The organism is Streptomyces durmitorensis, from assembly GCF_023498005.1.
Classification (GTDB): Bacteria; Actinomycetota; Actinomycetes; order Streptomycetales; family Streptomycetaceae; genus Streptomyces; species Streptomyces durmitorensis.
In genome coordinates this window covers 944,915-962,504 of sequence record NZ_CP097289.1, presented here as the reverse complement: position 1 = coordinate 962,504, position 17,590 = coordinate 944,915, and the positions used below count along the sequence as shown (strand labels likewise).

31 protein-coding genes are annotated in these 17,590 nt (G+C 68.1%); 29 read left to right on the top strand and 2 right to left on the bottom strand.

The genetic code is table 11. The features are described from left to right. Positions 1-34 precede the first annotated feature (34 nt). Together M4V62_RS04305 and M4V62_RS04300 are read right to left on the bottom strand one after the other, a co-directional pair. Complete coding sequence (locus M4V62_RS04305) at positions 35-550, bottom strand: HD domain-containing protein (RefSeq protein ID WP_249585866.1); 516 nt, start codon at positions 548-550, stop codon at positions 35-37. Next, a complete protein-coding gene (locus M4V62_RS04300) occupies positions 547-771 on the bottom strand; it encodes a hypothetical protein (RefSeq protein WP_249585865.1) in 225 nt (74 codons plus the stop codon). Before M4V62_RS04300 ends, M4V62_RS04305 begins: the two co-directional genes overlap by 4 nt. 176 nt (positions 772-947) lie before the next feature. Here M4V62_RS04300 and M4V62_RS04295 point away from each other — a divergent pair, with 176 nt between their 5' ends. From M4V62_RS04295 to M4V62_RS04160, 29 genes are all read left to right on the top strand, one after another. After that, positions 948-1,382, top strand: coding sequence for an HNH endonuclease signature motif containing protein (locus M4V62_RS04295; protein ID WP_249585864.1), 435 nt, complete (start codon positions 948-950; stop codon positions 1,380-1,382). Positions 1,383-1,445: 63 nt separating this feature from the next. Then, a complete protein-coding gene (locus tag M4V62_RS04290; protein WP_249585863.1) occupies positions 1,446-1,784 on the top strand; it encodes a hypothetical protein in 339 nt (112 codons plus the stop codon). An 8-nt stretch (positions 1,785-1,792) separates the two neighbouring features. Further along, positions 1,793-2,392 (top strand): hypothetical protein, encoded by a 600-nt coding sequence (locus M4V62_RS04285; RefSeq protein ID WP_249585862.1) that lies wholly within the window; start codon positions 1,793-1,795, stop codon positions 2,390-2,392. Between the two features lie 77 nt (positions 2,393-2,469). Next, complete coding sequence (locus M4V62_RS04280) at positions 2,470-3,366, top strand: class I SAM-dependent methyltransferase (RefSeq protein WP_249585861.1); 897 nt, start codon at positions 2,470-2,472, stop codon at positions 3,364-3,366. Between the two features lie 12 nt (positions 3,367-3,378). After that, positions 3,379-3,501: a hypothetical protein gene (locus tag M4V62_RS43560; RefSeq protein ID WP_283779069.1), complete on the top strand. Its 123-nt coding sequence runs from the start codon at positions 3,379-3,381 to the stop codon at positions 3,499-3,501. Positions 3,502-3,548: 47 nt separating this feature from the next. Beyond that, the gene (locus M4V62_RS04275; RefSeq protein ID WP_249585860.1) at positions 3,549-3,947 is read left to right on the top strand and encodes a DUF6205 family protein; all 399 of its coding nucleotides are present in this window, start codon (positions 3,549-3,551) and stop codon (positions 3,945-3,947) included. Between the two features lie 141 nt (positions 3,948-4,088). After that, a complete protein-coding gene (locus tag M4V62_RS04270; RefSeq protein WP_249585859.1) occupies positions 4,089-4,796 on the top strand; it encodes a hypothetical protein in 708 nt (235 codons plus the stop codon). Next, a complete protein-coding gene (locus M4V62_RS04265) occupies positions 4,793-5,254 on the top strand; it encodes a hypothetical protein (protein ID WP_249585858.1) in 462 nt (153 codons plus the stop codon). Before M4V62_RS04270 ends, M4V62_RS04265 begins: the two co-directional genes overlap by 4 nt. 19 nt (positions 5,255-5,273) lie before the next feature. Continuing rightward, positions 5,274-5,744, top strand: coding sequence for a DUF6221 family protein (locus tag M4V62_RS04260; RefSeq protein ID WP_249585857.1), 471 nt, complete (start codon positions 5,274-5,276; stop codon positions 5,742-5,744). Continuing rightward, the gene (locus M4V62_RS04255) at positions 5,741-5,953 is read left to right on the top strand and encodes a hypothetical protein (protein ID WP_249585856.1); all 213 of its coding nucleotides are present in this window, start codon (positions 5,741-5,743) and stop codon (positions 5,951-5,953) included. The genes M4V62_RS04260 and M4V62_RS04255 overlap by 4 nt, the downstream gene beginning before the upstream one ends. After that, entirely contained in the window at positions 5,950-6,126 is a 177-nt protein-coding gene (locus M4V62_RS04250; protein WP_249585855.1) for a hypothetical protein, read from the top strand. Before M4V62_RS04255 ends, M4V62_RS04250 begins: the two co-directional genes overlap by 4 nt. Beyond that, on the top strand, positions 6,123-6,446 hold the full coding sequence (locus M4V62_RS04245; protein ID WP_249585854.1) for a hypothetical protein: 324 nt from the start codon (positions 6,123-6,125) through the stop codon (positions 6,444-6,446). Before M4V62_RS04250 ends, M4V62_RS04245 begins: the two co-directional genes overlap by 4 nt. Positions 6,447-6,565: 119 nt before the next feature. Continuing rightward, a complete protein-coding gene (locus M4V62_RS04240) occupies positions 6,566-6,847 on the top strand; it encodes a MerR family transcriptional regulator (protein WP_249585853.1) in 282 nt (93 codons plus the stop codon). A 401-nt stretch (positions 6,848-7,248) separates the two neighbouring features. Beyond that, on the top strand, positions 7,249-8,025 hold the full coding sequence (locus tag M4V62_RS04235) for a glycoside hydrolase family 16 protein (RefSeq protein ID WP_249585852.1): 777 nt from the start codon (positions 7,249-7,251) through the stop codon (positions 8,023-8,025). A 114-nt stretch (positions 8,026-8,139) separates the two neighbouring features. Next, positions 8,140-8,547, top strand: coding sequence for a phage tail fiber protein (locus M4V62_RS04230; protein WP_249585851.1), 408 nt, complete (start codon positions 8,140-8,142; stop codon positions 8,545-8,547). Positions 8,548-8,575: 28 nt separating this feature from the next. Next, a complete protein-coding gene (locus M4V62_RS04225; protein WP_249585850.1) occupies positions 8,576-9,931 on the top strand; it encodes an autotransporter outer membrane beta-barrel domain-containing protein in 1,356 nt (451 codons plus the stop codon). Between the two features lie 15 nt (positions 9,932-9,946). Next, a complete protein-coding gene (locus M4V62_RS04220) occupies positions 9,947-10,234 on the top strand; it encodes a hypothetical protein (protein ID WP_249585849.1) in 288 nt (95 codons plus the stop codon). Positions 10,235-10,856: 622 nt separating this feature from the next. Beyond that, the gene (locus M4V62_RS04215; RefSeq protein WP_425574970.1) at positions 10,857-11,249 is read left to right on the top strand and encodes a phage tail fiber protein; all 393 of its coding nucleotides are present in this window, start codon (positions 10,857-10,859) and stop codon (positions 11,247-11,249) included. Between the two features lie 14 nt (positions 11,250-11,263). Next, a complete protein-coding gene (locus M4V62_RS04210; protein WP_249585847.1) occupies positions 11,264-12,106 on the top strand; it encodes a hypothetical protein in 843 nt (280 codons plus the stop codon). After that, on the top strand, positions 12,097-12,390 hold the full coding sequence (locus tag M4V62_RS04205; RefSeq protein WP_249585846.1) for a hypothetical protein: 294 nt from the start codon (positions 12,097-12,099) through the stop codon (positions 12,388-12,390). The genes M4V62_RS04210 and M4V62_RS04205 overlap by 10 nt, the downstream gene beginning before the upstream one ends. Positions 12,391-12,405: 15 nt before the next feature. After that, positions 12,406-13,053 (top strand): glycosyltransferase family 2 protein, encoded by a 648-nt coding sequence (locus M4V62_RS04200; RefSeq protein WP_249585845.1) that lies wholly within the window; start codon positions 12,406-12,408, stop codon positions 13,051-13,053. Between the two features lie 45 nt (positions 13,054-13,098). Continuing rightward, positions 13,099-14,355, top strand: a complete 1,257-nt coding sequence (locus tag M4V62_RS04195; RefSeq protein ID WP_249585844.1) for a Rossmann-fold NAD(P)-binding domain-containing protein — start codon at positions 13,099-13,101, stop codon at positions 14,353-14,355. Between the two features lie 187 nt (positions 14,356-14,542). Further along, positions 14,543-15,133 (top strand): class I SAM-dependent methyltransferase, encoded by a 591-nt coding sequence (locus M4V62_RS04190; RefSeq protein WP_249585843.1) that lies wholly within the window; start codon positions 14,543-14,545, stop codon positions 15,131-15,133. Further along, positions 15,130-15,813: a glycosyltransferase family 2 protein gene (locus M4V62_RS04185; protein ID WP_249585842.1), complete on the top strand. Its 684-nt coding sequence runs from the start codon at positions 15,130-15,132 to the stop codon at positions 15,811-15,813. Before M4V62_RS04190 ends, M4V62_RS04185 begins: the two co-directional genes overlap by 4 nt. Positions 15,814-15,830: 17 nt before the next feature. Next, complete coding sequence (locus M4V62_RS04180; RefSeq protein WP_249585841.1) at positions 15,831-16,013, top strand: hypothetical protein; 183 nt, start codon at positions 15,831-15,833, stop codon at positions 16,011-16,013. A 26-nt stretch (positions 16,014-16,039) separates the two neighbouring features. Further along, on the top strand, positions 16,040-16,189 hold the full coding sequence (locus M4V62_RS04175) for a hypothetical protein (RefSeq protein ID WP_249585840.1): 150 nt from the start codon (positions 16,040-16,042) through the stop codon (positions 16,187-16,189). 28 nt (positions 16,190-16,217) lie between these two features. Next, the gene (locus M4V62_RS04170) at positions 16,218-16,520 is read left to right on the top strand and encodes a hypothetical protein (RefSeq protein ID WP_249585839.1); all 303 of its coding nucleotides are present in this window, start codon (positions 16,218-16,220) and stop codon (positions 16,518-16,520) included. Further along, positions 16,520-17,173, top strand: coding sequence for a hypothetical protein (locus M4V62_RS04165; RefSeq protein WP_249585838.1), 654 nt, complete (start codon positions 16,520-16,522; stop codon positions 17,171-17,173). The genes M4V62_RS04170 and M4V62_RS04165 overlap by 1 nt, the downstream gene beginning before the upstream one ends. Continuing rightward, on the top strand, positions 17,170-17,481 hold the full coding sequence (locus tag M4V62_RS04160) for a hypothetical protein (protein ID WP_249585837.1): 312 nt from the start codon (positions 17,170-17,172) through the stop codon (positions 17,479-17,481). The genes M4V62_RS04165 and M4V62_RS04160 overlap by 4 nt, the downstream gene beginning before the upstream one ends. Positions 17,482-17,590: the final 109 nt, after the last annotated feature.

Genomic DNA, 17,590 nt, shown 5'->3' with positions numbered 1-17,590 from the left:
GGGAGGGGGAGCGGGGCGGGAACCGGCGAAGTGGCTAGCCTGCGGCTTGCCGCTCCCGGAGTTCGTCGAGCAGTGACGGGTTGACGATCGTGATGATGGCTTCGATGTCGCGGTCGTCTGCGGCAGTCCACAGCACGTTGCGGGCGGCCCGGTACTTCGCGGCGAGTCGTGTCCGCTTCTCTGCGGGGAGCTGGGCGGCCCGGTCGGGGTGGCTGTTGTGGGCGTTGTCCGAGATCTTCACGAGGGTGGCGTCGCTGCTCGCCACGATGCGGCGGATCTTCTCCTCGTAGGGGACGCCCTTCTGGTTGGTCACCGCTTCGACGGCCGAGACAACGCGATCGGAGAGTCCCTCCTCGCGTAGCCGCTCAGCGGTCCAGTCGGTGTCTTCGATGATGTCGTGCAGCAGCCCGGCCATCGTCATCTCGTCACCGAACGGTGCGAGTCCGGCGGCAACCGCGCGAACGTGCTCGATGTACGGCACGCCGATCTTGTCGACCTGCCCGGCATGCGCGCAGTCGGCTATGAAGTCGACATCATTGACGCTCTTCATTCCTGCCCCTCCTTGGCCCTCTGCGTGCGCGCTGCTTCGATGACGCTCCGGTCGGGCCGGGCAGGGAGCTTGGCTCCGGGCTCGCGGATGTACCAGTCGATGAGTTCCCGGATGACGGCTGCTCGTTCGGTCCCCATGGCCTTGGCGGCGGCGTCGAAGTCGTACCAGGTGTCCCCGATCCGGATCTGGCGGGCGGGGGTCTTCGGCGCGTTCGGTGACATGCGCTGACCGTATCCAGGTGTAGCTACCTGCGTCATCTTCCCTCTCCTCTCGTGTAGCTACCGGTGTAGCTACAGATTCTCGGTCGAACCACTTGCGTGGTGTAGCTACACCAGCCTACGGTGTAGCTACACCCCAAACAAGGGGCAGGGAGACCAGCAGGGGATAGGGAGAGACGGTGGCCAGGAAGCGCCCGGTACTCGAACGACTCAGGGAGAAGATCGTCGTCTCCTCCGCAGGCTGCTGGCTATTTACCGGCCGCCTCAGCCGTGACGGTTACGGGCGGATCTATGACGAAGGTAAGCAGCGTGAGGCTTACCGGGTGGCCTACGAGCAGTTGATAGGGCTGGTTCCCGCCGGTCTCGAGTTGGACCACCTGTGCCGGGTCCGGCGTTGCGTGAACCCGGCACACCTGGAGCCCGTCACCCCCGCAGTAAACAAAGCGCGCGCCAATCGAGTGACGGCCTCCATCAACGAACGGAGGGCTGAGTGCAAGCGTGGCCACGCGCTCACCCCGGAAAACACGGCCTACCAGAACGGCGGTAGACGCTACTGCCGACCGTGCAAGCGCATCACGCGCCGCGAGCGACAAGCGCGCCAGTCCAGCACCTGAGACCTCCGGTCCTCGTCGGCCGGGCCCGCCGATCCACCGCACACCGCACCCAGGGGGGAACCGATGATCCGCTCGAACCGCATCCGCCGCGCCACCCTGAAGGCCCGCGCCCTCACCACCCGCGCCGCCGTCCGCATCCGCCGCAACGGTGCCGGGACCCTCGCCTCGCACGCCATGGCGCACGGACTCTGCCACCGTGACGCGGCCAGCATGGTCGGCACGCTGCGCAAGGTTGCCGCGAAGCTCGGCGTCATCGGTGCCACCGGCCGGGTCCACGCCGGACGCCGGATGCGGGACTGTGCCAGGTTCACGCCCCAACAGGTTGCCGCCATCGCCCTCAACTACAAGCCGCGCCGCGCCGAATTCAAGATCTGCGCTGCCCGACTTGCCCTCGCCGCCTAGGAGTTGTCATGGAGTTCCACATCAGCCAGCAAGTTCAGACCACCGTCGACGCCCCCGCGCTGACCGAAGGTGACTTCGCGGCGCCCGCGGGAACCCTCGGCACGATCTCCGGCCTGCCCCTCCCGGACGGCACTAGCTATGGCGTGCTGCTCGACGGCGACCCCGACGCCTTGCCCGCCAGCTATGAACCGCAAGAGCTCATCGCCGCGCCATCACGAGAGGACGCATCCATGAGCCAGCGCCGCGACTACCTGAACACCGTCAATACCGTGATGGCGCAGGCCGGCTTCGGGCCTGCGTCCTACAGCCCTCTCACCGGTCACGCCCAGGCCTGGTACCAGTGGACTGGGGGCCAGTACGCCGTCAACGCGGACGCCTGGCCAGCAGGTTTGTACGTCATCTGGCACCACGCGCGAGGCTGGCACTACAGCACCGGTCGGGACACCGGCGTGCGGCACCCGCTGCCGTTCACGCTGTTCGCCGACCCCATGGATGTGGCCGACGGTGTCCGGCGTCTGCTCCTGGGCCTGGTCCGGGACCTGCCCGCCAGCACCGACGACTGGCAGCCCGCCGCCGCTCTCGCCGTCATTCAGGACGGCCCGCAGTGAACGCCGAGCCGGAGATTCTTCAGGTGCTAAGGGCGGCAGCCACGGACGGGCCCAGGCTTGTGCTGTCCGGGCCCCGCATGGACCCCAAGCTGTATCAGCGGGTCAACGAGGTGTTGGAGGCTGTCGGCGGGCGCTGGAGCCGCACCGCGGAAGCCCATCTGTTCCCGATGGGCGCGGCGGAGGCGATAGCCCCGGTCCTGGCTGGCGGGCAGGTCGTGACCTTGCGGGAGAAGCGCAATCAGGCCCAGTACTTCCCCACCCCGCCCGCGGTCGTGAATCGTCTCCTGGAGATTGCCGCGATCAATCCGGGCATGGAGGTTCTGGAGCCGTCCGCCGGCTCTGGTGCGATCGCCGCCGCGGTGGCAGACCTGGGCGCTGTCGTGGACTGCTTCGAGCAGGACCCCGGCTGTGCGGGGCTTCTCGACGGCGTCAGCACTATCCGTACCGTGCGCGTCGCCGACTTCCTGACTGTGCCCGCCACGCCCGCCTACGACCGGGTGGTGATGAATCCGCCGTTCACCCGGCAAGCCGATGTGGCGCACGTTCGGCACGCGCTCGGATTCCTCAGGCCCGAAGGGCTGCTGGTGGCGGTCATGTCGGGTGCGGTTGCCTACCAGAACGGTCCGGCGGCCGAATTCCGGAAGCTGGTGGAGGAGCGCGGCGGGCAGGCGGAGATGCTGCCGGAGAAGGCGTTCGCCGCATCCGGGACCGGTGTCAGGACGATGGTCGTGACGGTCCCGGCGACCCGTCCCGCCGATGCCTCCCCGACGGTTTGGCCGATCAGGGAAGCCGAGCAGGCCGACGAGCCGGAATTCGCCGACCCGGCGCAGATCGCCCGTCAGATCGTTGCCGACCTCCGCAAGGCCACTCGCGCTTTCGAAGCCGTCGCCAAGGCCCTGGAGCAGGCCACCTCGAAGCCCGCCGAGGCCGTTTCGGAGCCGGGCGTTCAGCTTGGCTTTGACGAAGTCGCCTGAGAGGAGCACCCCATGCACTTCCTGTCCGAGATCGTCCGCTGGGTGTGGGGTGACCACCAGACCGAGGCGATCATCGCCGCCGCTGTGGTCGTCGTCGCCGTCGGGCTGCGCGAACTGTTCCGACCCGGCAGCTAAGAAGCCGGGCGGACCTGCCCGGCACCCAGAACCGATAGGAGAACCCGATGGGCTACACCACGCACGTCTCCGGCGAATTCGCCATTGAACCGCCGCTCGCCTACACCGAGTTCAAGGACAGCAAGTTCGCCCCGGACAACATGACCAGCAGCTGGAGCCCGTCGCTGGCTCTCCGAGTGGACGAGCAGATGGTGGAGAAGGAGGACGGCGTCTTCCTCCGCCGTACCGCGACGGCGCTCGTCATGCGGGAGATCGACGAGTATCGCGAGCGCGGTCTCGTCGACGAGGTTCAGTCGGCAATCGACTCGTTCCCCGGTCACACGTTCACCGGCCGCCTGGAATGCGAGGGCGAGGAGAACGCCGATATCTGGCGCGTCGTCGTTCGCGACGGCAGCGCTACGAGGATCGAACCCCGCATCGTCTGGCCCGACGACGAGAGGGAGTGACCGCCCCGCCCTGCAGGTCCGCATGGCCCGTTCCGATCCTGGGGCGGGCCATTGCTGTGCCATCGGCCCACCCCTGTCAACCCGTCGTGCACAATTGGCCCATCCGTCACCCTGCTTCCCGAACCACCCGAGGAGCCTGCCGTGCACGACCACCCCACCGACCTCACCGAATACGAGTGGCCGGTCTGCGTAACCCCCGGCTGCGGACGGCAGCTTTGGGTCAGCGAAGCAGGCCGATGGGCTTGCAGGCCGGACGAGGATGCCACCGCGAAGCGCCTCGCCGAACTCCCCGCGCTGTTCCGGCAGCTGGACACCACGGCAGCGTTGATGCGCGGCGCCCGGCGAATAGGCGGCGGAGGCTCGGGCTCGAAGAACCCGCCGATCCCGCCCCGGCTGGAAGTCCTCGCGCTCGTCGGGCCCGGCGGTGTCGCGGCCCGGCTGTCGGCGATCGAGGACTCGTGGCGGACGGCGCTCGGCTGGACGGTCGCACCGTGGCGGGGCAGCCCGGCGGAAGCTGTCCCGCATCTCGTCAAGTTCCTGACGGACAACCTGCTGTGGGCGTGTGGCGGCTACGAGTCCGTCGGCCAGGATGTTGAAGCGGTCCGCAAGCTCCATGGCGAGTGCTCGGCGATCGTCAACGACAAGCCGAAGTACGGCAACGTGAAGATCGGGCTCTGTCCGGTCGTCATCGAGGACCGCCTCTGCGCTGAGCAGCTCTACGCCAGTGCCCGAAGTTTCAAAACTGCGTGCCCCGCCTGCCGGAGCAGGTGGGAAGGCGAAGAGGAGTGGCGGCAACTCCGGGCCGCGCAAGAGCAGATACTCGCCGAAGCGGCAGGGGTGGCGGCATGACAGACGACACCACCCTCGCCCTCACCTTCAAGCGCTACGCGCAGCAGTTCGCCATGGACGAGGAGCTGTTCCTTGACATGGACGTCTCTGTGCAACGTGACTTCATCGGGGACCAGCTTCTGTTCCAACTGAAGACAAAGATCCTCGCCGACGACTTGCCGCCCGAGACGTTCACCGCCCGGCACCGCGTCACCTACGAAGTCCCCACCTCCACCTGGCAGATGTGGAAGAAGCGGCACGCCCGCCGCTGGTACGCCCGACGCCTCGTCACGCGCTGGCCGGTCCGCTACGGCCCGGACCCGGACGGACGCGGCACGGACGCGGTCTGCGAGTTCAACCTGGAGCGGTACCGGATCTATCCACGCTCGCGGCTCCAGCTGCCGCGTGATCAGTTCGGTCTCGCGGTTCTGGCGCACGGGATCCGCGATCTGCGATGGGAAGAGAAGACCGAAGCGTGAACCAATCCAAGGGCCACCGATGAGCGAGATCGCCGACTTCCTGCGGAACCGATGGGCAGAGGCTCGCGCCGCTGAGCTCGCCAAGCGCCGCAGCATCCCCAGCGCGTTCGACGGCCACGACGTCGAGGTCCGGCACGAGAGGGACATGCCCGCAGAAGTCCTGATCGACGGCCACCCCTACGCGGCCGAGAAGTACTTGGCCGTGGCCACCGAGCCTGCACCCGACCCCCACGTCATCGCCGACCTCGACGCGAAGCTCGCCCTCATCGACGACCTGCTCGCCGAGCGGCACGAAGTCGTGGACGGCGACTGCTGGTACACCTGCGCAGCAGCCACCGAGGAACACGACGGCGGGGAAACGTGCGACGACGACCGCCGTGGCAGGCCCTGTGACTGCGGGAGGGACGCGCGCGTCGGGCGGCTACTCGCCATCCTCGCCCAGCCGTTCGCCGGGCATCCGGACCACAAGGGGGAGGAGTGGACGCCGTGAGCGTTATGCATGTCGTCGTAGAAGACGCCGGATACGACGTCGGCCGCCTCGTTCAAGGCGTATTCAGCACGCCGGAGAAGGCCGACGAGTGGATCGCGACAAAGCGCGCCGAGTACACCCGCCGAGCCCAGCAGGGCGGGATCTCTCGGGGCGGACCGTCGTATGACGTTGAGGAGTGCCCGCTCGACCCTGACGCGGGGGCGCCGTGAGCGAGCGCAAGACTTTGGAAGAGATCCGCGCGGAGCTTGCCGACGATGCCGAAGGCTGTGAGGCGTGCGCGGACTATGGTCAGTGCATCGACCATGGTGACGACTACCTGGACGACGTGGCGGAGCGGATCTTCCGAGAGCAGGACGTTCCGCGAGCTGAGGGCGCGCCATGAGTGGGATCGTCCCCAACCAGGGCCTGTTCAGGATGTACGCCGTCGCGTGGGTCGCCGCCGCCAGCATGACGGCCATGGTCACCCTCGCCGTCACCGGTCTATCACCCGAGGGCATCATGGCCCACCTGCTCGTCGGGGCGTTCCTGTGGGGCATCGACATGCTGCTCACCGGCGCAAGGCCGGAACCGGGTCACGGGGCCTCGCACGCCATCCTCGTCGCCGCCCTCGCCCTCGTCTGGCCGCTGGTCCTCGCAGGAATCATCGTGTTCCTTGTCGCGGGGGTCGTGCACGGCCTGCGTTCCGATCGTCAGGCTGCTTGACGATTTTGAGTCGATCTGTAATCGTGATCCCTAATCGTGGCACACGAGTCACAACACGCTTCTGGAGCCCCCGCCGTGAACACACCGGTGGGGGCTTTCGCGTACCCGGTGGAGGTGTCGTGGTCGCCTACCCGAACCCGGACGGGCTCGAAATCCACTTCGCGCAGATCGCAGGCAACGCCGACCTCGGTGACCTGTGGGAAGCCGCCCGCAGCGTCGGCGTGAAGCCCGGCACGATCCGCGTCTGGGTCACCCGAGGGAAGATCGAACCCGTCCTCGACGGTGAAGCAGGCCAGTACTTCCACCTCCCCACCATCCAGCGAGCGGCAGCAGGCGGCGCCAAGTACAAGCCCGCCGACCCCGCAGCCAACAGTCGCGGCCCCCACGCCCACGCCGCCTGAAAGCCCCCTGCGCATTGGTCGACGCAGGGAGGGCCTTGTAGCGCACCCCCCGCGCTCGGCCCCTTTGTCCGCCCGGCCGTGGGGGCCGGGCGGACAAAGACCCCCCAGACGGGGCGGTCGCGCTCATCCGCCCCTCGTCCCGCCGCCCACTTCACCCTCGGCCTGGCGGCGGGACACCCCCAAGACCGGGCCTCCGTCTCGGGACCCGGACACCCTCGGGTAGCGCCCGAGGAAACCCGCAAGGGGCGAGACGCCGCCGCCTGGCGATGGGACCGAAGAGATCCTCACTGCGCTTACGGGCGCTGGTGCGCTAGCAGCGTCCAGGCGGCGGAACTCCTTGCTACACCGAGAGGCGGTGCGGCATGCGGCGCCTCCTCTCCACAGCTGGCCTCCTCGCCGGGATGCTGGCAGCCAGCCTCCTCGCACCCACCGCCGAAGCCGGGCCAACGTGGAAGCTCCGCTTCTCCGACGCCTTCAACACCCCGGTGGCGAAGGGCCGGTTCACGGACTGCGGCCACAACGTGGACACCCCGAAGGTGTACTGCGGCGGCCTCACCGGCAGCACGCGGACCAACTGGTGGGCGTACCCGAAGGGGTGGCCCGACACCGCCACTCAGCGCTCGTATCCGGTCGGTGGCGTCTACGACCCGGCATCCACGGTGTGGGTGTCGGGCGGGCAGATGCACATCCGCATGTGGCGCGGCCCGTCCGGGCCCGTCCACTCCGCGGCCGTCGTACCGAAGAAGCTCATGGGCCAGCGCTACGGCCGGTACGAGGAACGCTTCCGCGTCTCCAAGGTCGCCGTCGGCTACAAGAGCGCACACCTGCTGTGGCCCGACGTGAACCAGACCTGCCCCGACTGCGAGATCGACTTTCCCGAGTCTGAGTGGACCGAGGACATTCACGCCTTCACCCACCCCAAGGGCGGCGGCAAGCAGGACGCCTTCGACACCAACCGATCCTGGGGCGCCTGGCGGACCTCGGTCATCGAGTGGCGGCCCGGCGAAGTGAAGTACTTCCTCGACGGCCGCCTGATCGGCCGCTCGACCCGCGGCATCCCCGACAAGCCCATGAGCTGGATCATCCAGAACGAGGCCGCCCTCAACGGGGACCGTGCCGCACCCAACTCGTCCGCACAGATGGACATCGCCTACGTCAAAGGCTGGACCTGGAACTAAGGAGGCAGCGATGCCCGACGAGTACGCGCTGTGGCTGGAGGCCTCCGGCGAGGTCACCACCGCCCAACCCGACACCGACGACAGCGCCGAGCCCGAGCCTGAGGAGAGCGAGCGATGACCGCAGGACTCGCCCCCGGCCTCGTCTCCGGCTGGCTCGACACTCTCCGTGCTACCGGCAGCGGCGGCACCTCGTACACGGCCGTCGCCGGGACGTTCGTGCAGCTGCACACCGGCGACCCCGGCGCGGCAGGCACCTCCGCGGTCTCCGTCGGTTCGACGACCCGCAACTCCTTCGTGTTCTCCGACTCTTCGTCCGGGTCGTCGCTGTCGCTGGGCACCCCGCCCTCGGCGTGGACGAACGGCGGCACGTCGGAGACGCTCACCCACATCTCGGTGTGGACTGCGTCGTCGGCCGGGACGTTCCTGTTCTCGGTGGCGCTGACGGCGTCGAAGGCCTGGGCGTCGGCGGATCAGTTCAGCCTCGCCACTCTCACCGCGGCCCTGACACCGCAGGCCGCCTGACGGATAGCGGTGGGAGCGGGAGGCCGCCGTGACGACCTTCACCGACGACTTCAACCGCGCGGACTCCAGCAACCTGGGCGCCAACTGGGTTGAGGTGTCCGGCGACTGGTCGATCATCTCCAACCGGCTGTCCTCCGGCTCCGCAGGCGGCACGATCATCCTCCGTGCCGCCGGAGCGATGGCCAGCAACGACAACTCCGCACAGGTCACGATCGCCACCACGGCAGCCGTCAGCCACGGCGTCTGGTGCCGCGGCAGTCTCACCCTCACCAGCGGCTACCTGTGGCGCAACGACGGCACAAGCTGGAACCTCTTCGCCGTCGTCGGCGGCTCCTTCATCAACATCGGCAGCTACGCCGCAGCGGCAGCCGCGGGCGACGTGGCGAAAGTTGAGGCCGTCGGCTCGACGATCAAAGGCTTCGTCAACGGCATCCAGCGCGTCTCGGTCACGGACACCAACGTCGCCACTGGCGCGAGCGTCGGCATCCGCGCCGAGAGCGTAAGCAGCCTCCGCTTCGACGACTTCACTGGAGCGGATGTCGTCACCGGCACTACAGGCGACGCGGCATTCTCGGGCGCCGTCGCGCTGTCCGCATCGGGGCTACGGGCCTCCGTCGGTTCCGCCACCCTCGGCACCACTGTTGCTCTCGCCGCGTCAGGCATTCGCACCACCGCAGGGGTCGCGGCACTCTCGCCCACAGCCGCCCTGGCCGCAGGCGGAGTGCGAGCCACGGCTGGCGACGCCGCGTTGGCGTCCTCGGCTGGCCTGGCGGCGGACGGACAGCTCACAGTCGCCGGTGACGCCACACTCGCGGCCACGGCAGATCTCGCTGCGGCCGGACTACACGGCGCGATCGCCGCAGCGGGTCTGGCCACTACCGCGGACATGGCGGCCGTCGGACTGGTGGGCCAAACCGGGCAGGCCGCGCTCGACGCAATTGCCGATCTCTTCGCAAGCGGGGCACGCCGAGTACAGGCCGACGCAACCCTGGTTGCCACGACCTCCCTGACCTCGCAAGGGCAGGTCGACCAAAGCAGCACCGCCACCCTGGTAGCCGTGGCCACGCTGACGGCTGCCGGAACGACGGGAACTCCGCCCGTTCTCGGGGACGCCATTCTGGTTGTGACCGGCACCCTCGCGGCGGCAGGCGACCGCACGGTGACCGCAGGCGCGGCCCTGGCCGCCACGGCGACCCTCGCGGCGGCAGGGGCGTCGGCAGTCACCGCCAGCGCGACGCTCACCGCCACAGCAACTCTCGCGGCCGGAGGCGCGACGCTCTCCACCACCGACGACATCAACATCACCGCCGGCGCCCCCTACAGCCCATGGGCCGCAGCGGCGCCGTACTCGCCCGCCTGGGCTGTGCATCCACCGAGCCTGTGACCGGGAGGTGGGTGCGTGCAGATCCCCGCGAGCAGCACCGAATACCTGCACATCCCGGTGACCGGCCCTGACGGCGTCGACCTGACCGGAGCCCAGGTGAGGATCGCGGCCGTCATGCACCGCGACAACCCGTCCGGCAGCGAGTGGAAGACCGCCGACTGGATCGGCGGCGAAGCCCGGCTCCTCATCGGCCCCGGCAGCGAACTCGCTCTGGCCCGCGGTGACTACCGGGTGTGGGTGTCCGTGGATCCGCCTGGCGCCGAAAACATCACCCGCATTGCCGGACACCTCGGCGTCACCTAGGACGCGATCGGGGGAGGGATGCGCTGCGGGGCGGGCGCCCTTACGAAGTCTCGCTCGCCGCGCGCCTGCCGGTCGACTATTGATCGCCCAATTCCGAGACGCCTGGCAATACTCAGATGGCTTTCCCCCGTCTTGAGGGCTTCCTCAATTTGAGCGTCGATCTCAGGTGTCGTCGCCACTGGACGTCCACGCGGGAGATTCTTCTTCTTGAGGTCGGTCATGTTGTCTTGGTGAGTCCCCAGAAACCAATGCCGCGGATTGTGGCACCAGCCGTGATCGCACGTGTGGAGCACGTGTAGGTCTCCTGGCGGGTATCCGTAGTGGATCTCCCAGCCGACGCGGGTCGCGATGTGCGTCTTGCCCTTCCAGCTGAACGCGCCCCGGTCGAGGCTCGCGTAGGCGCTCGTCCATGGCCAGCACTCGTCTGGTCCGCGCTCATCGACCTTCTCCAGGTATCGCGTCCGGTAGTCCTTCTTCGGAGCGGACGCCAACGGATCTCCGAATCGGTGCCAGCGCAAGTAATGAGCGCGGCACCATCCGCGAATTTGGACATGAACTGGCTTCGTGCATCCGTCAATTGAGCACATGACTCCATATTAATTTATGGCGCCCAGAAAAGGCGGTGATTGGAATTAGTGACAACCTTTCGAATACGGCCGAGAATCGGTGCCTCGACTGGATCATGGGGACGGCGACGACCGCCCCCACCCTTCCGCTCAAGGTCGCCCTCGTTACCGCCAACGGATCCGACAGCGCGGCAGGCACCGAAGCCACCGGCGGCAGCTACGTGCGCAAGAACTTGACCGTCGGGGCAGCCTCATCCGGCGCCACCTCCAACACGGCCGACCTGGTCTGGACGGGCATGCCTGCCGGAACGTTCGTCGGCGTCGAGGTGTGGGACTCCGCGGGCGTGCCGATCCGCCTCTGGTACGGGCCGCTCGCCGCCAGCCGCACCCTGCTCGCCGGGGATGAGCTCAAGATAACCGCAGGCCAGCTCACGTTTGCGCTTTCCTGATCGCGGGGTGAATCGTGGCCCTGCTCTCCACACTCGTTGACACGTTCAACGACAACGTCATCGGCCCCAACTGGGGCAACTCCTACGGTGGCGTCTCCGAGACGGGCGGCAAGGCCCGGATCCCGTGCGTGGCAGGCACGTTCGCCGGTTACCAGACCGCGAAGGACTGGACGCTCGCGGGCAGTAGCGCCTTCGTTCAGCTCACCCTGGCTGCGGCTGCGAACGGCGCCACGACGGAAGCCCAGACGACGTTCAACATCATCCAGGCGACCGCTGGCACGTCCATCGCCATCAACATCAACACGGTGGCGAACACGATCCGCTTCGAGTCCAACGTCGGCTACACCGACGGATCCGCGGTCTCCCTCACCTACTCGGCCGTCACGCACCTGTGGCTCCGCATCCGCGAAACCGGCGGCACCCTCTTCTGGGACACCAGCACCGACGGGTCCGCCTGGACTAACCGGCGCTCCATCTCCACCCCCGCCTGGGTGACCAGCGCCGTCAACACCGTCGCCGTCGAAATGTACTCGTGGCGCAACAACGGTTCCACGAACTATGCCGAGTGGGACAACTTCAACACCGCCGCCAGCTCGGCCGCCGTGTACTTCGGATCCGCCGCCCTCACCGCCGACGGTGCACAGACCGCAGCAGCGACCCGCTCCATCGTCGTCGCCTCCAGCCTGACCGCGGAGTCAGACCTCGGCGTGACCACAGTCCAGACAGGCACGGCCGCCGCCGCCCTCACCGGCAACAGCGAACTCGGCGCCCGCACCGACGCCCTCGACACAGACGACATCACCGTCCAGTACAGCGAACCCCGCGGGGGATGGACGGTGAGCCAGCCGTGGATCTAGCCGCCATCAGTACCGAGTACGTCAAAGTCACCGTCGTCACCCGAGCCGGTGGCGCCCAGGTCCAACTTGCCGTGCCGCCGCAGTTCGCGTTCCTCCTCACCGACACCAGCCCCGAAGAAGACGACTGGCTGGTCGGCGAATGGATCGCTCCCCACGGGCGCATCCTCGTCGGCCCCAACGGTGGCGTCACCACCCTCGAACCCGGCGAATACACGCTGTGGATCAAATTCGCGGGCGGCTTTGAAACCCCCGTCTACCGGGCCGGAACGCTCAAGGTCTACTGAACGGAGCCCACGCCATTGATCTCCGTCCTTCTGCCATCCCGCGGTCGACCCCAGCCGCTCGCCGAGACGGTGGCGACGCTCCTGGAACTGGCAGACAAGCCAGGCGGCATCCAAATCCTGATCGCCGCCGACCCTGACGACCAGCCCACCCTCCAGGCCCCGGTCCCCTGGCAGGCCAGCGTCTGGGCAGCCCCGGAACGATACGGCTACCCACGGCTCCACGAGTACGTGAACCGGCTGGCAGAGCAGGCCGACGGGGACTGGCTGATGCTGTGGAACGACGACGCCCGCATCCTCACCGAAGACTGGGACCGCCTCGTCGAAGAACGCGCACCCGGTGTGCTGTGGCCGCACAGCAACGACATCGCGACCTGCAACACCTTCCCGATCTGGCCCCGCACCTGGACTGATCACCTCGGCCACGTGTCCCTGTCACCGCACTGCGACTCGTGGATCCAATACCTCGGCCAGACCCTGGGCCTGCACCAGCGAGTCGATGTCGAGATCCTTCACGACCGCGCAGACCTCACCGGCGGGCACAACGACCAGACCCGAGCCGAATCGCTGGCCGGATACCGCACCACCGACTACGGCAGCCCCGCCATGGACGCCGCACGCGCCGCCGACATAGCCGCCCTCAAGCAGTTCCTCAACATCGCCTAACGGTCGGGCCCGCGCCCGGACCCGCGCCCCGGAAGGTAACCCCGCATGAGCACAGTCGGATGGATCGGCCTCGGGAAACTGGGCGTCGTATGCGCCCTCACCCTCGCCAAGCACGGCGGTCACCGCGTCATCGGCTACGACCCGTCACCGCGGCCCGCGCAGATCCTCCGAGGCGAAACACCGCCGCCGCAAGAAGAAGGCATCGAGGCACTTCTCGCCAGCGCCGAACTCACCCTGGCGTCCACGCCGTCGCAGGTCGTGGCCAGCATCGACCGTGTCGTGTTCGTCGCCGTCCAGACGCCGCACAGTCCCGCCTACGGCGGCGAGCAGCCCATGCCGGACGAGCCCAGCGACTTCGAATACCAGCACCTCGTGCAGGCCGTGCGCGACCTGTGCCGGTCTGCGGCACTGCAGGCGAAGCCGATCACCATCGCCGTCATCTCCACCTGCCTGCCCGGCACCATGAACCGGCTGATCCGGCCGCTCCTCAACGAGTGGACCACGCTCGTCTACAACCCCGCCTTCATTGCGATGGGTACGACGATCGCCGACTACCTCAACCCTGAGTTCGTGCTCCTCGGCGCCGACGATCCCCGGCATGTCGAACCGGTCCTCGACATCCACGCCACGGTCCACGACCGCCCGGCGCAGGTCATGGGCATCGAGTCGGCGGAGCTGACGAAGGTCGCCTACAACGTCGTCATCTCCACGAAGATCGTGGTGGCGAATGCGCTCATGGAGATCTGCCACAAGACCGGCGCCGACTGCGACGCCGTCACCGACGCACTCGCCGCGGCCACCGACCGTGTCGTCTCCGCGAAGTACATGCGCGGCGGCATGGGAGACGGCGGCCACTGCCACCCCCGCGACCTGATCGCCATGTCGTGGCTCGCCCAACGCCTCGACCTGTCCACCGACGTCCTCGGCTACATGGCGCGCGCCCGCGAAGCCCAGTCCGAATGGCTCGCCGACCTGGTGGGGCAGTGGGCAGAACAGTCCGGCCTCGGCGTTTGCATCCTCGGTAAGGCGTACAAGCCCGGCTCTGACCTCACCGGCGGAAGCCCCGCACTGCTCCTCGCGCATCAACTCCGCGACCGCGGCGTCGATCTGGAGCACTGGGATCCGCACGTCGACACCGGCGGCTCTTTCGCACCCGACCAGCCCGGGGTCTTCGTGATCGCCACCCGGCACGACGTGTTCCTCCAGTACCACTTCCAGCCCGGCTCCGTGGTCATCGACCCGCACGGCTACATGCCCGACCAGCCCGGCGTCACCACCATCCGCGTAGGGAGGAAGACGTGACGCTCGGGCTGCGCTACAGGCCGCGCTCCGACTGTCGGAGCACGACCATATGGATGCTGCGCTACCTCCTCGCCGAGCCCCGCGACGCCGTCTACTGCCTGCCTCGCCGCGTCGCCTGCCGTGCCCTCGGTCGCCACAACGCCACCTGCGCAGGACGCCCTGACCATCAACATCTCAGGAGGCGACGATGAAGGCCGATGAGGCGATCGCCAACTGGAGCCGCCCCGGCGCCACCGACTTCATTCACCCCTCGCGAGGTATCTCGGAAGACGCCTACTGGGAGAGCGGCAGCAAGCAGGCCGAACTCCTCGCCGCCGACATCCCGCCCGGGGTGAAGGTGATGGACTTCGGGTGCGGTGACGGGCGCGTCGCCATCCCGTTGCGGGCTCTCGGCTACGAGGTGACGGCAGTCGACGGCTCGGCGAGCATGGTCGACGCGCTCGCCGCCAACGCCCCCGACCTGACCGGCTTCCAGTCCGACGGCAGCGACTTCGGCAGCCACCTCGGCCGCCGCAAGACGGACGCCGTGTACTGCCTGGCCGTGCTCATCCACCTCGACTACGCGTCCGCCGACATGTTGATCCGCAACCTGCGGGCCATCGTCAAGAAGGGCGGGCTGCTCATCCTCGACTGGCCCGTCGCCAGCGAACCCGCCGAGGGTGTGGCCTGGCTGGACGTCACCACCTGGTCCCAGGAGCAGCAGGACGCGCTAGCCGCCGAGCTGGGGCTGACGTCGGTGGACGACCAGCACGTTCCCTGGCAGGTGTTCCGCGCATGAGCGTCGCAGTCGTCATCCCGTGGCGGCCCGGCACTTCGGAGCGCAACGCCCACCACGAGTACGTCCGCGCCCACCTTGCCGGGCTGCTTCCCGACGGGATCCACCTCGACGTCGACAGCGGGCACGACCCGTTCTCGCGGGCCGGATCCCGTAATGAAGGCATCCGTCAGGCCGCAACCGCAGGAGCTGACGTCGTCGTCCTCTGTGACGCCGACACCCTGCCCGAGCCGGAGCCCCTGTACACAGCGATCGAGGCAGCCGCGGACGGTGTTCTGCACCTGCCGTACAGCTGGTACCGCGGCCTGTCCCGTGACGGAACGCAGACCTACCTCGCCGGCGCCCCGGCGGCCGACTGCTCGACCGACCTCGCCCACGAGTGGGCCACCGGTGGAGTCCTCGTCATCCAGCCCGACGCCTGGCGGCAGGCCGGCGGCATGGATGAAGGCTTTACCGGCTGGGGTTTTGAGGATGCCGCCTACCGCATCGCGGCGGACGCGCTCCTCGGGCCGACCGTGCGTCACGAGGGCGCGATCACGCACCTGTGGCATCCGCAGGAGTCCGGCCTCGGCAGCCCGCAGCACGTGGCCAACGGGCAGCTCTGCCAGCGCTACGTCGACGCCACCGGCAAGCCGGATGCACTCCGCGCCCTGATCGCCGAACGCTCTCGCGTCGACGCCTGAACTGGGAGGTCTGCGCGATGCCCGCACCCGACTACGCCCTCATCGACCGCCTCGAACGCGAGCTCGGCATCGGCCAACGCGCGCGTAAGAAGCCCATGCAGACGGCCCGCCCGGTGTGCCTGATCAAGGACTGCGACGGCACCGACACGGAGCTCCGCACCTGGAACGGCGTGCTCGTCATGCGCATCCACGAACACTGACCACCCCACATCGGAAGGCCCGCGCCATGCCTGATCCCGAAGATCCGATCACCGAACTCGCAGCCGGAGCGGCCCAGCTCCACGAGGTGTACCTCGCCTACCTCGACGCCGGATTCACCAACGACCAGGCCTTCGACCTCACCAAAGCCGTCCTCATCGCCAGCATCGACGACTAGACCCGACCACCCCACAGGAGCCCGCGCCATGGCCCGCTACCGCAAGAAGCCCGTAGAAATCGACGCCGCGCAATGGGACGGCACAGCAGAGGGCGCCACGCCGATCATCGACTGGATCCTCAACGGCGGTTCGACCGCGAACTACATCTGTTCGAACCCCGACCGCTGCGCGGAGCACAACGGTGACATCCCGCATTCCATCAGCATCCGAACCCTCGAAGGCGACATGACCGCCTCGCTCGGCGACTGGATCATCCGAGGCGTGAAGGGCGAGTTCTACCCCTGCCGCGACGACATCTTCCGCGCCACCTACGAGGCGGTGGATGTCTGATGGCCCGCATCCAGATCCTCGAACTCCCCGAAGGTGGCGGAGACGACAGGGTGCCCTTCGTCCTCGTCGTCGACCAGTGGACGAATCCGTTCCGTGGATACCCCAATGAGTGGGCCGCGACCGTCGGAGCCCAGGGCGTTCTCGTCTTCGAGGACACCATCGACATCCCCGCCAACGACGTACCCCTCGACGAGAACGGACAGCCACTCTTCCTCAAGGTCCACGTCGAGGGCGAGTTCGAACGGTTCCGCGAGCAGGTACAGCAGGAAGTCCTCGCCGCTCAAGGAAAGATCACGCGAGCGATCAACGAGACCGACCCCGTACACGAGCGGGCCACCATCGAGCTGGACGCCGATCGCCTCGGCAAGTGGACGGACGAACTCGCCGACGCCCTCGGCATCGACCGACTCCGCGACTGGGACGACATGCGCGACGCCGCAGCCCGGCTGCGGCGGGAGCGCGACGCGCAAGCACGGGCCATCGAACGCGTCCGCAACCTACATCGAGCAGTCGAGTACCGGGGCACGGTCATCTGCGGGGAGTGCTCCGCATTCGCGGGCTCAAGCACAGACAACGCGCCCGTCGCCTACGACCAGTGCGGCACCCTCCTCGCACTGAACGGCGACCCCGCGAACACCCAGGAGCAGGCGTGAGCGGCGGCAGCTACAACTACCTCTTCGCCGCCGCCGACCTCGAAGACCTCGTCTCCCGACGCTGGGACCTCGAAGAGATGGCCAGCCGCCTCGCAGGCCTCGGCTACGCACAAGACGCCGCACGCGAAACCGAAGAACTCCTCGTCCTGTACCGGCAATGGGAGACCCGCGCCAGCGTCCGCCTCGCCCGTCTCAGCGACGTGTGGAAAGCCGTCGAATGGTGGGACTCCAACGACAGCAGCGAGAGCCGCGTCCACGAAGCCCTCGCCAAATACCGGGGCGACACCGACGGGACCACGGCGCCATGAGCGGCGGCTGGTCCGGATCGGACAGGCGGCAACGCCTCCCGTCCGGGTGGTCGAAGATCCGGGCGCGGATCTTGGAGCGCGATCCGATCTGCAAGATCTGCGACGTGCG

Coding starts and splice junctions, on each gene's coding strand:
- M4V62_RS04305 (WP_249585866.1), bottom strand. CDS start 550: ATGAAGAGCGTCAATGATGTCGACTTCATAGCCGACTGCGCGCATGCC.
- M4V62_RS04300 (WP_249585865.1), bottom strand. CDS start 771: ATGTCACCGAACGCGCCGAAGACCCCCGCCCGCCAGATCCGGATCGGG.
- M4V62_RS04290 (WP_249585863.1), top strand. CDS start 1,446: ATGATCCGCTCGAACCGCATCCGCCGCGCCACCCTGAAGGCCCGCGCC.
- M4V62_RS04285 (WP_249585862.1), top strand. CDS start 1,793: ATGGAGTTCCACATCAGCCAGCAAGTTCAGACCACCGTCGACGCCCCC.
- M4V62_RS04280 (WP_249585861.1), top strand. CDS start 2,470: ATGGACCCCAAGCTGTATCAGCGGGTCAACGAGGTGTTGGAGGCTGTC.
- M4V62_RS43560 (WP_283779069.1), top strand. CDS start 3,379: ATGCACTTCCTGTCCGAGATCGTCCGCTGGGTGTGGGGTGACCACCAG.
- M4V62_RS04275 (WP_249585860.1), top strand. CDS start 3,549: ATGGGCTACACCACGCACGTCTCCGGCGAATTCGCCATTGAACCGCCG.
- M4V62_RS04265 (WP_249585858.1), top strand. CDS start 4,793: ATGACAGACGACACCACCCTCGCCCTCACCTTCAAGCGCTACGCGCAG.
- M4V62_RS04260 (WP_249585857.1), top strand. CDS start 5,274: ATGAGCGAGATCGCCGACTTCCTGCGGAACCGATGGGCAGAGGCTCGC.
- M4V62_RS04245 (WP_249585854.1), top strand. CDS start 6,123: ATGAGTGGGATCGTCCCCAACCAGGGCCTGTTCAGGATGTACGCCGTC.
- M4V62_RS04235 (WP_249585852.1), top strand. CDS start 7,249: ATGCTGGCAGCCAGCCTCCTCGCACCCACCGCCGAAGCCGGGCCAACG.
- M4V62_RS04230 (WP_249585851.1), top strand. CDS start 8,140: ATGACCGCAGGACTCGCCCCCGGCCTCGTCTCCGGCTGGCTCGACACT.
- M4V62_RS04195 (WP_249585844.1), top strand. CDS start 13,099: ATGAGCACAGTCGGATGGATCGGCCTCGGGAAACTGGGCGTCGTATGC.
- M4V62_RS04190 (WP_249585843.1), top strand. CDS start 14,543: ATGAAGGCCGATGAGGCGATCGCCAACTGGAGCCGCCCCGGCGCCACC.
- M4V62_RS04185 (WP_249585842.1), top strand. CDS start 15,130: ATGAGCGTCGCAGTCGTCATCCCGTGGCGGCCCGGCACTTCGGAGCGC.
- M4V62_RS04180 (WP_249585841.1), top strand. CDS start 15,831: ATGCCCGCACCCGACTACGCCCTCATCGACCGCCTCGAACGCGAGCTC.
- M4V62_RS04175 (WP_249585840.1), top strand. CDS start 16,040: ATGCCTGATCCCGAAGATCCGATCACCGAACTCGCAGCCGGAGCGGCC.
- M4V62_RS04170 (WP_249585839.1), top strand. CDS start 16,218: ATGGCCCGCTACCGCAAGAAGCCCGTAGAAATCGACGCCGCGCAATGG.
- M4V62_RS04165 (WP_249585838.1), top strand. CDS start 16,520: ATGGCCCGCATCCAGATCCTCGAACTCCCCGAAGGTGGCGGAGACGAC.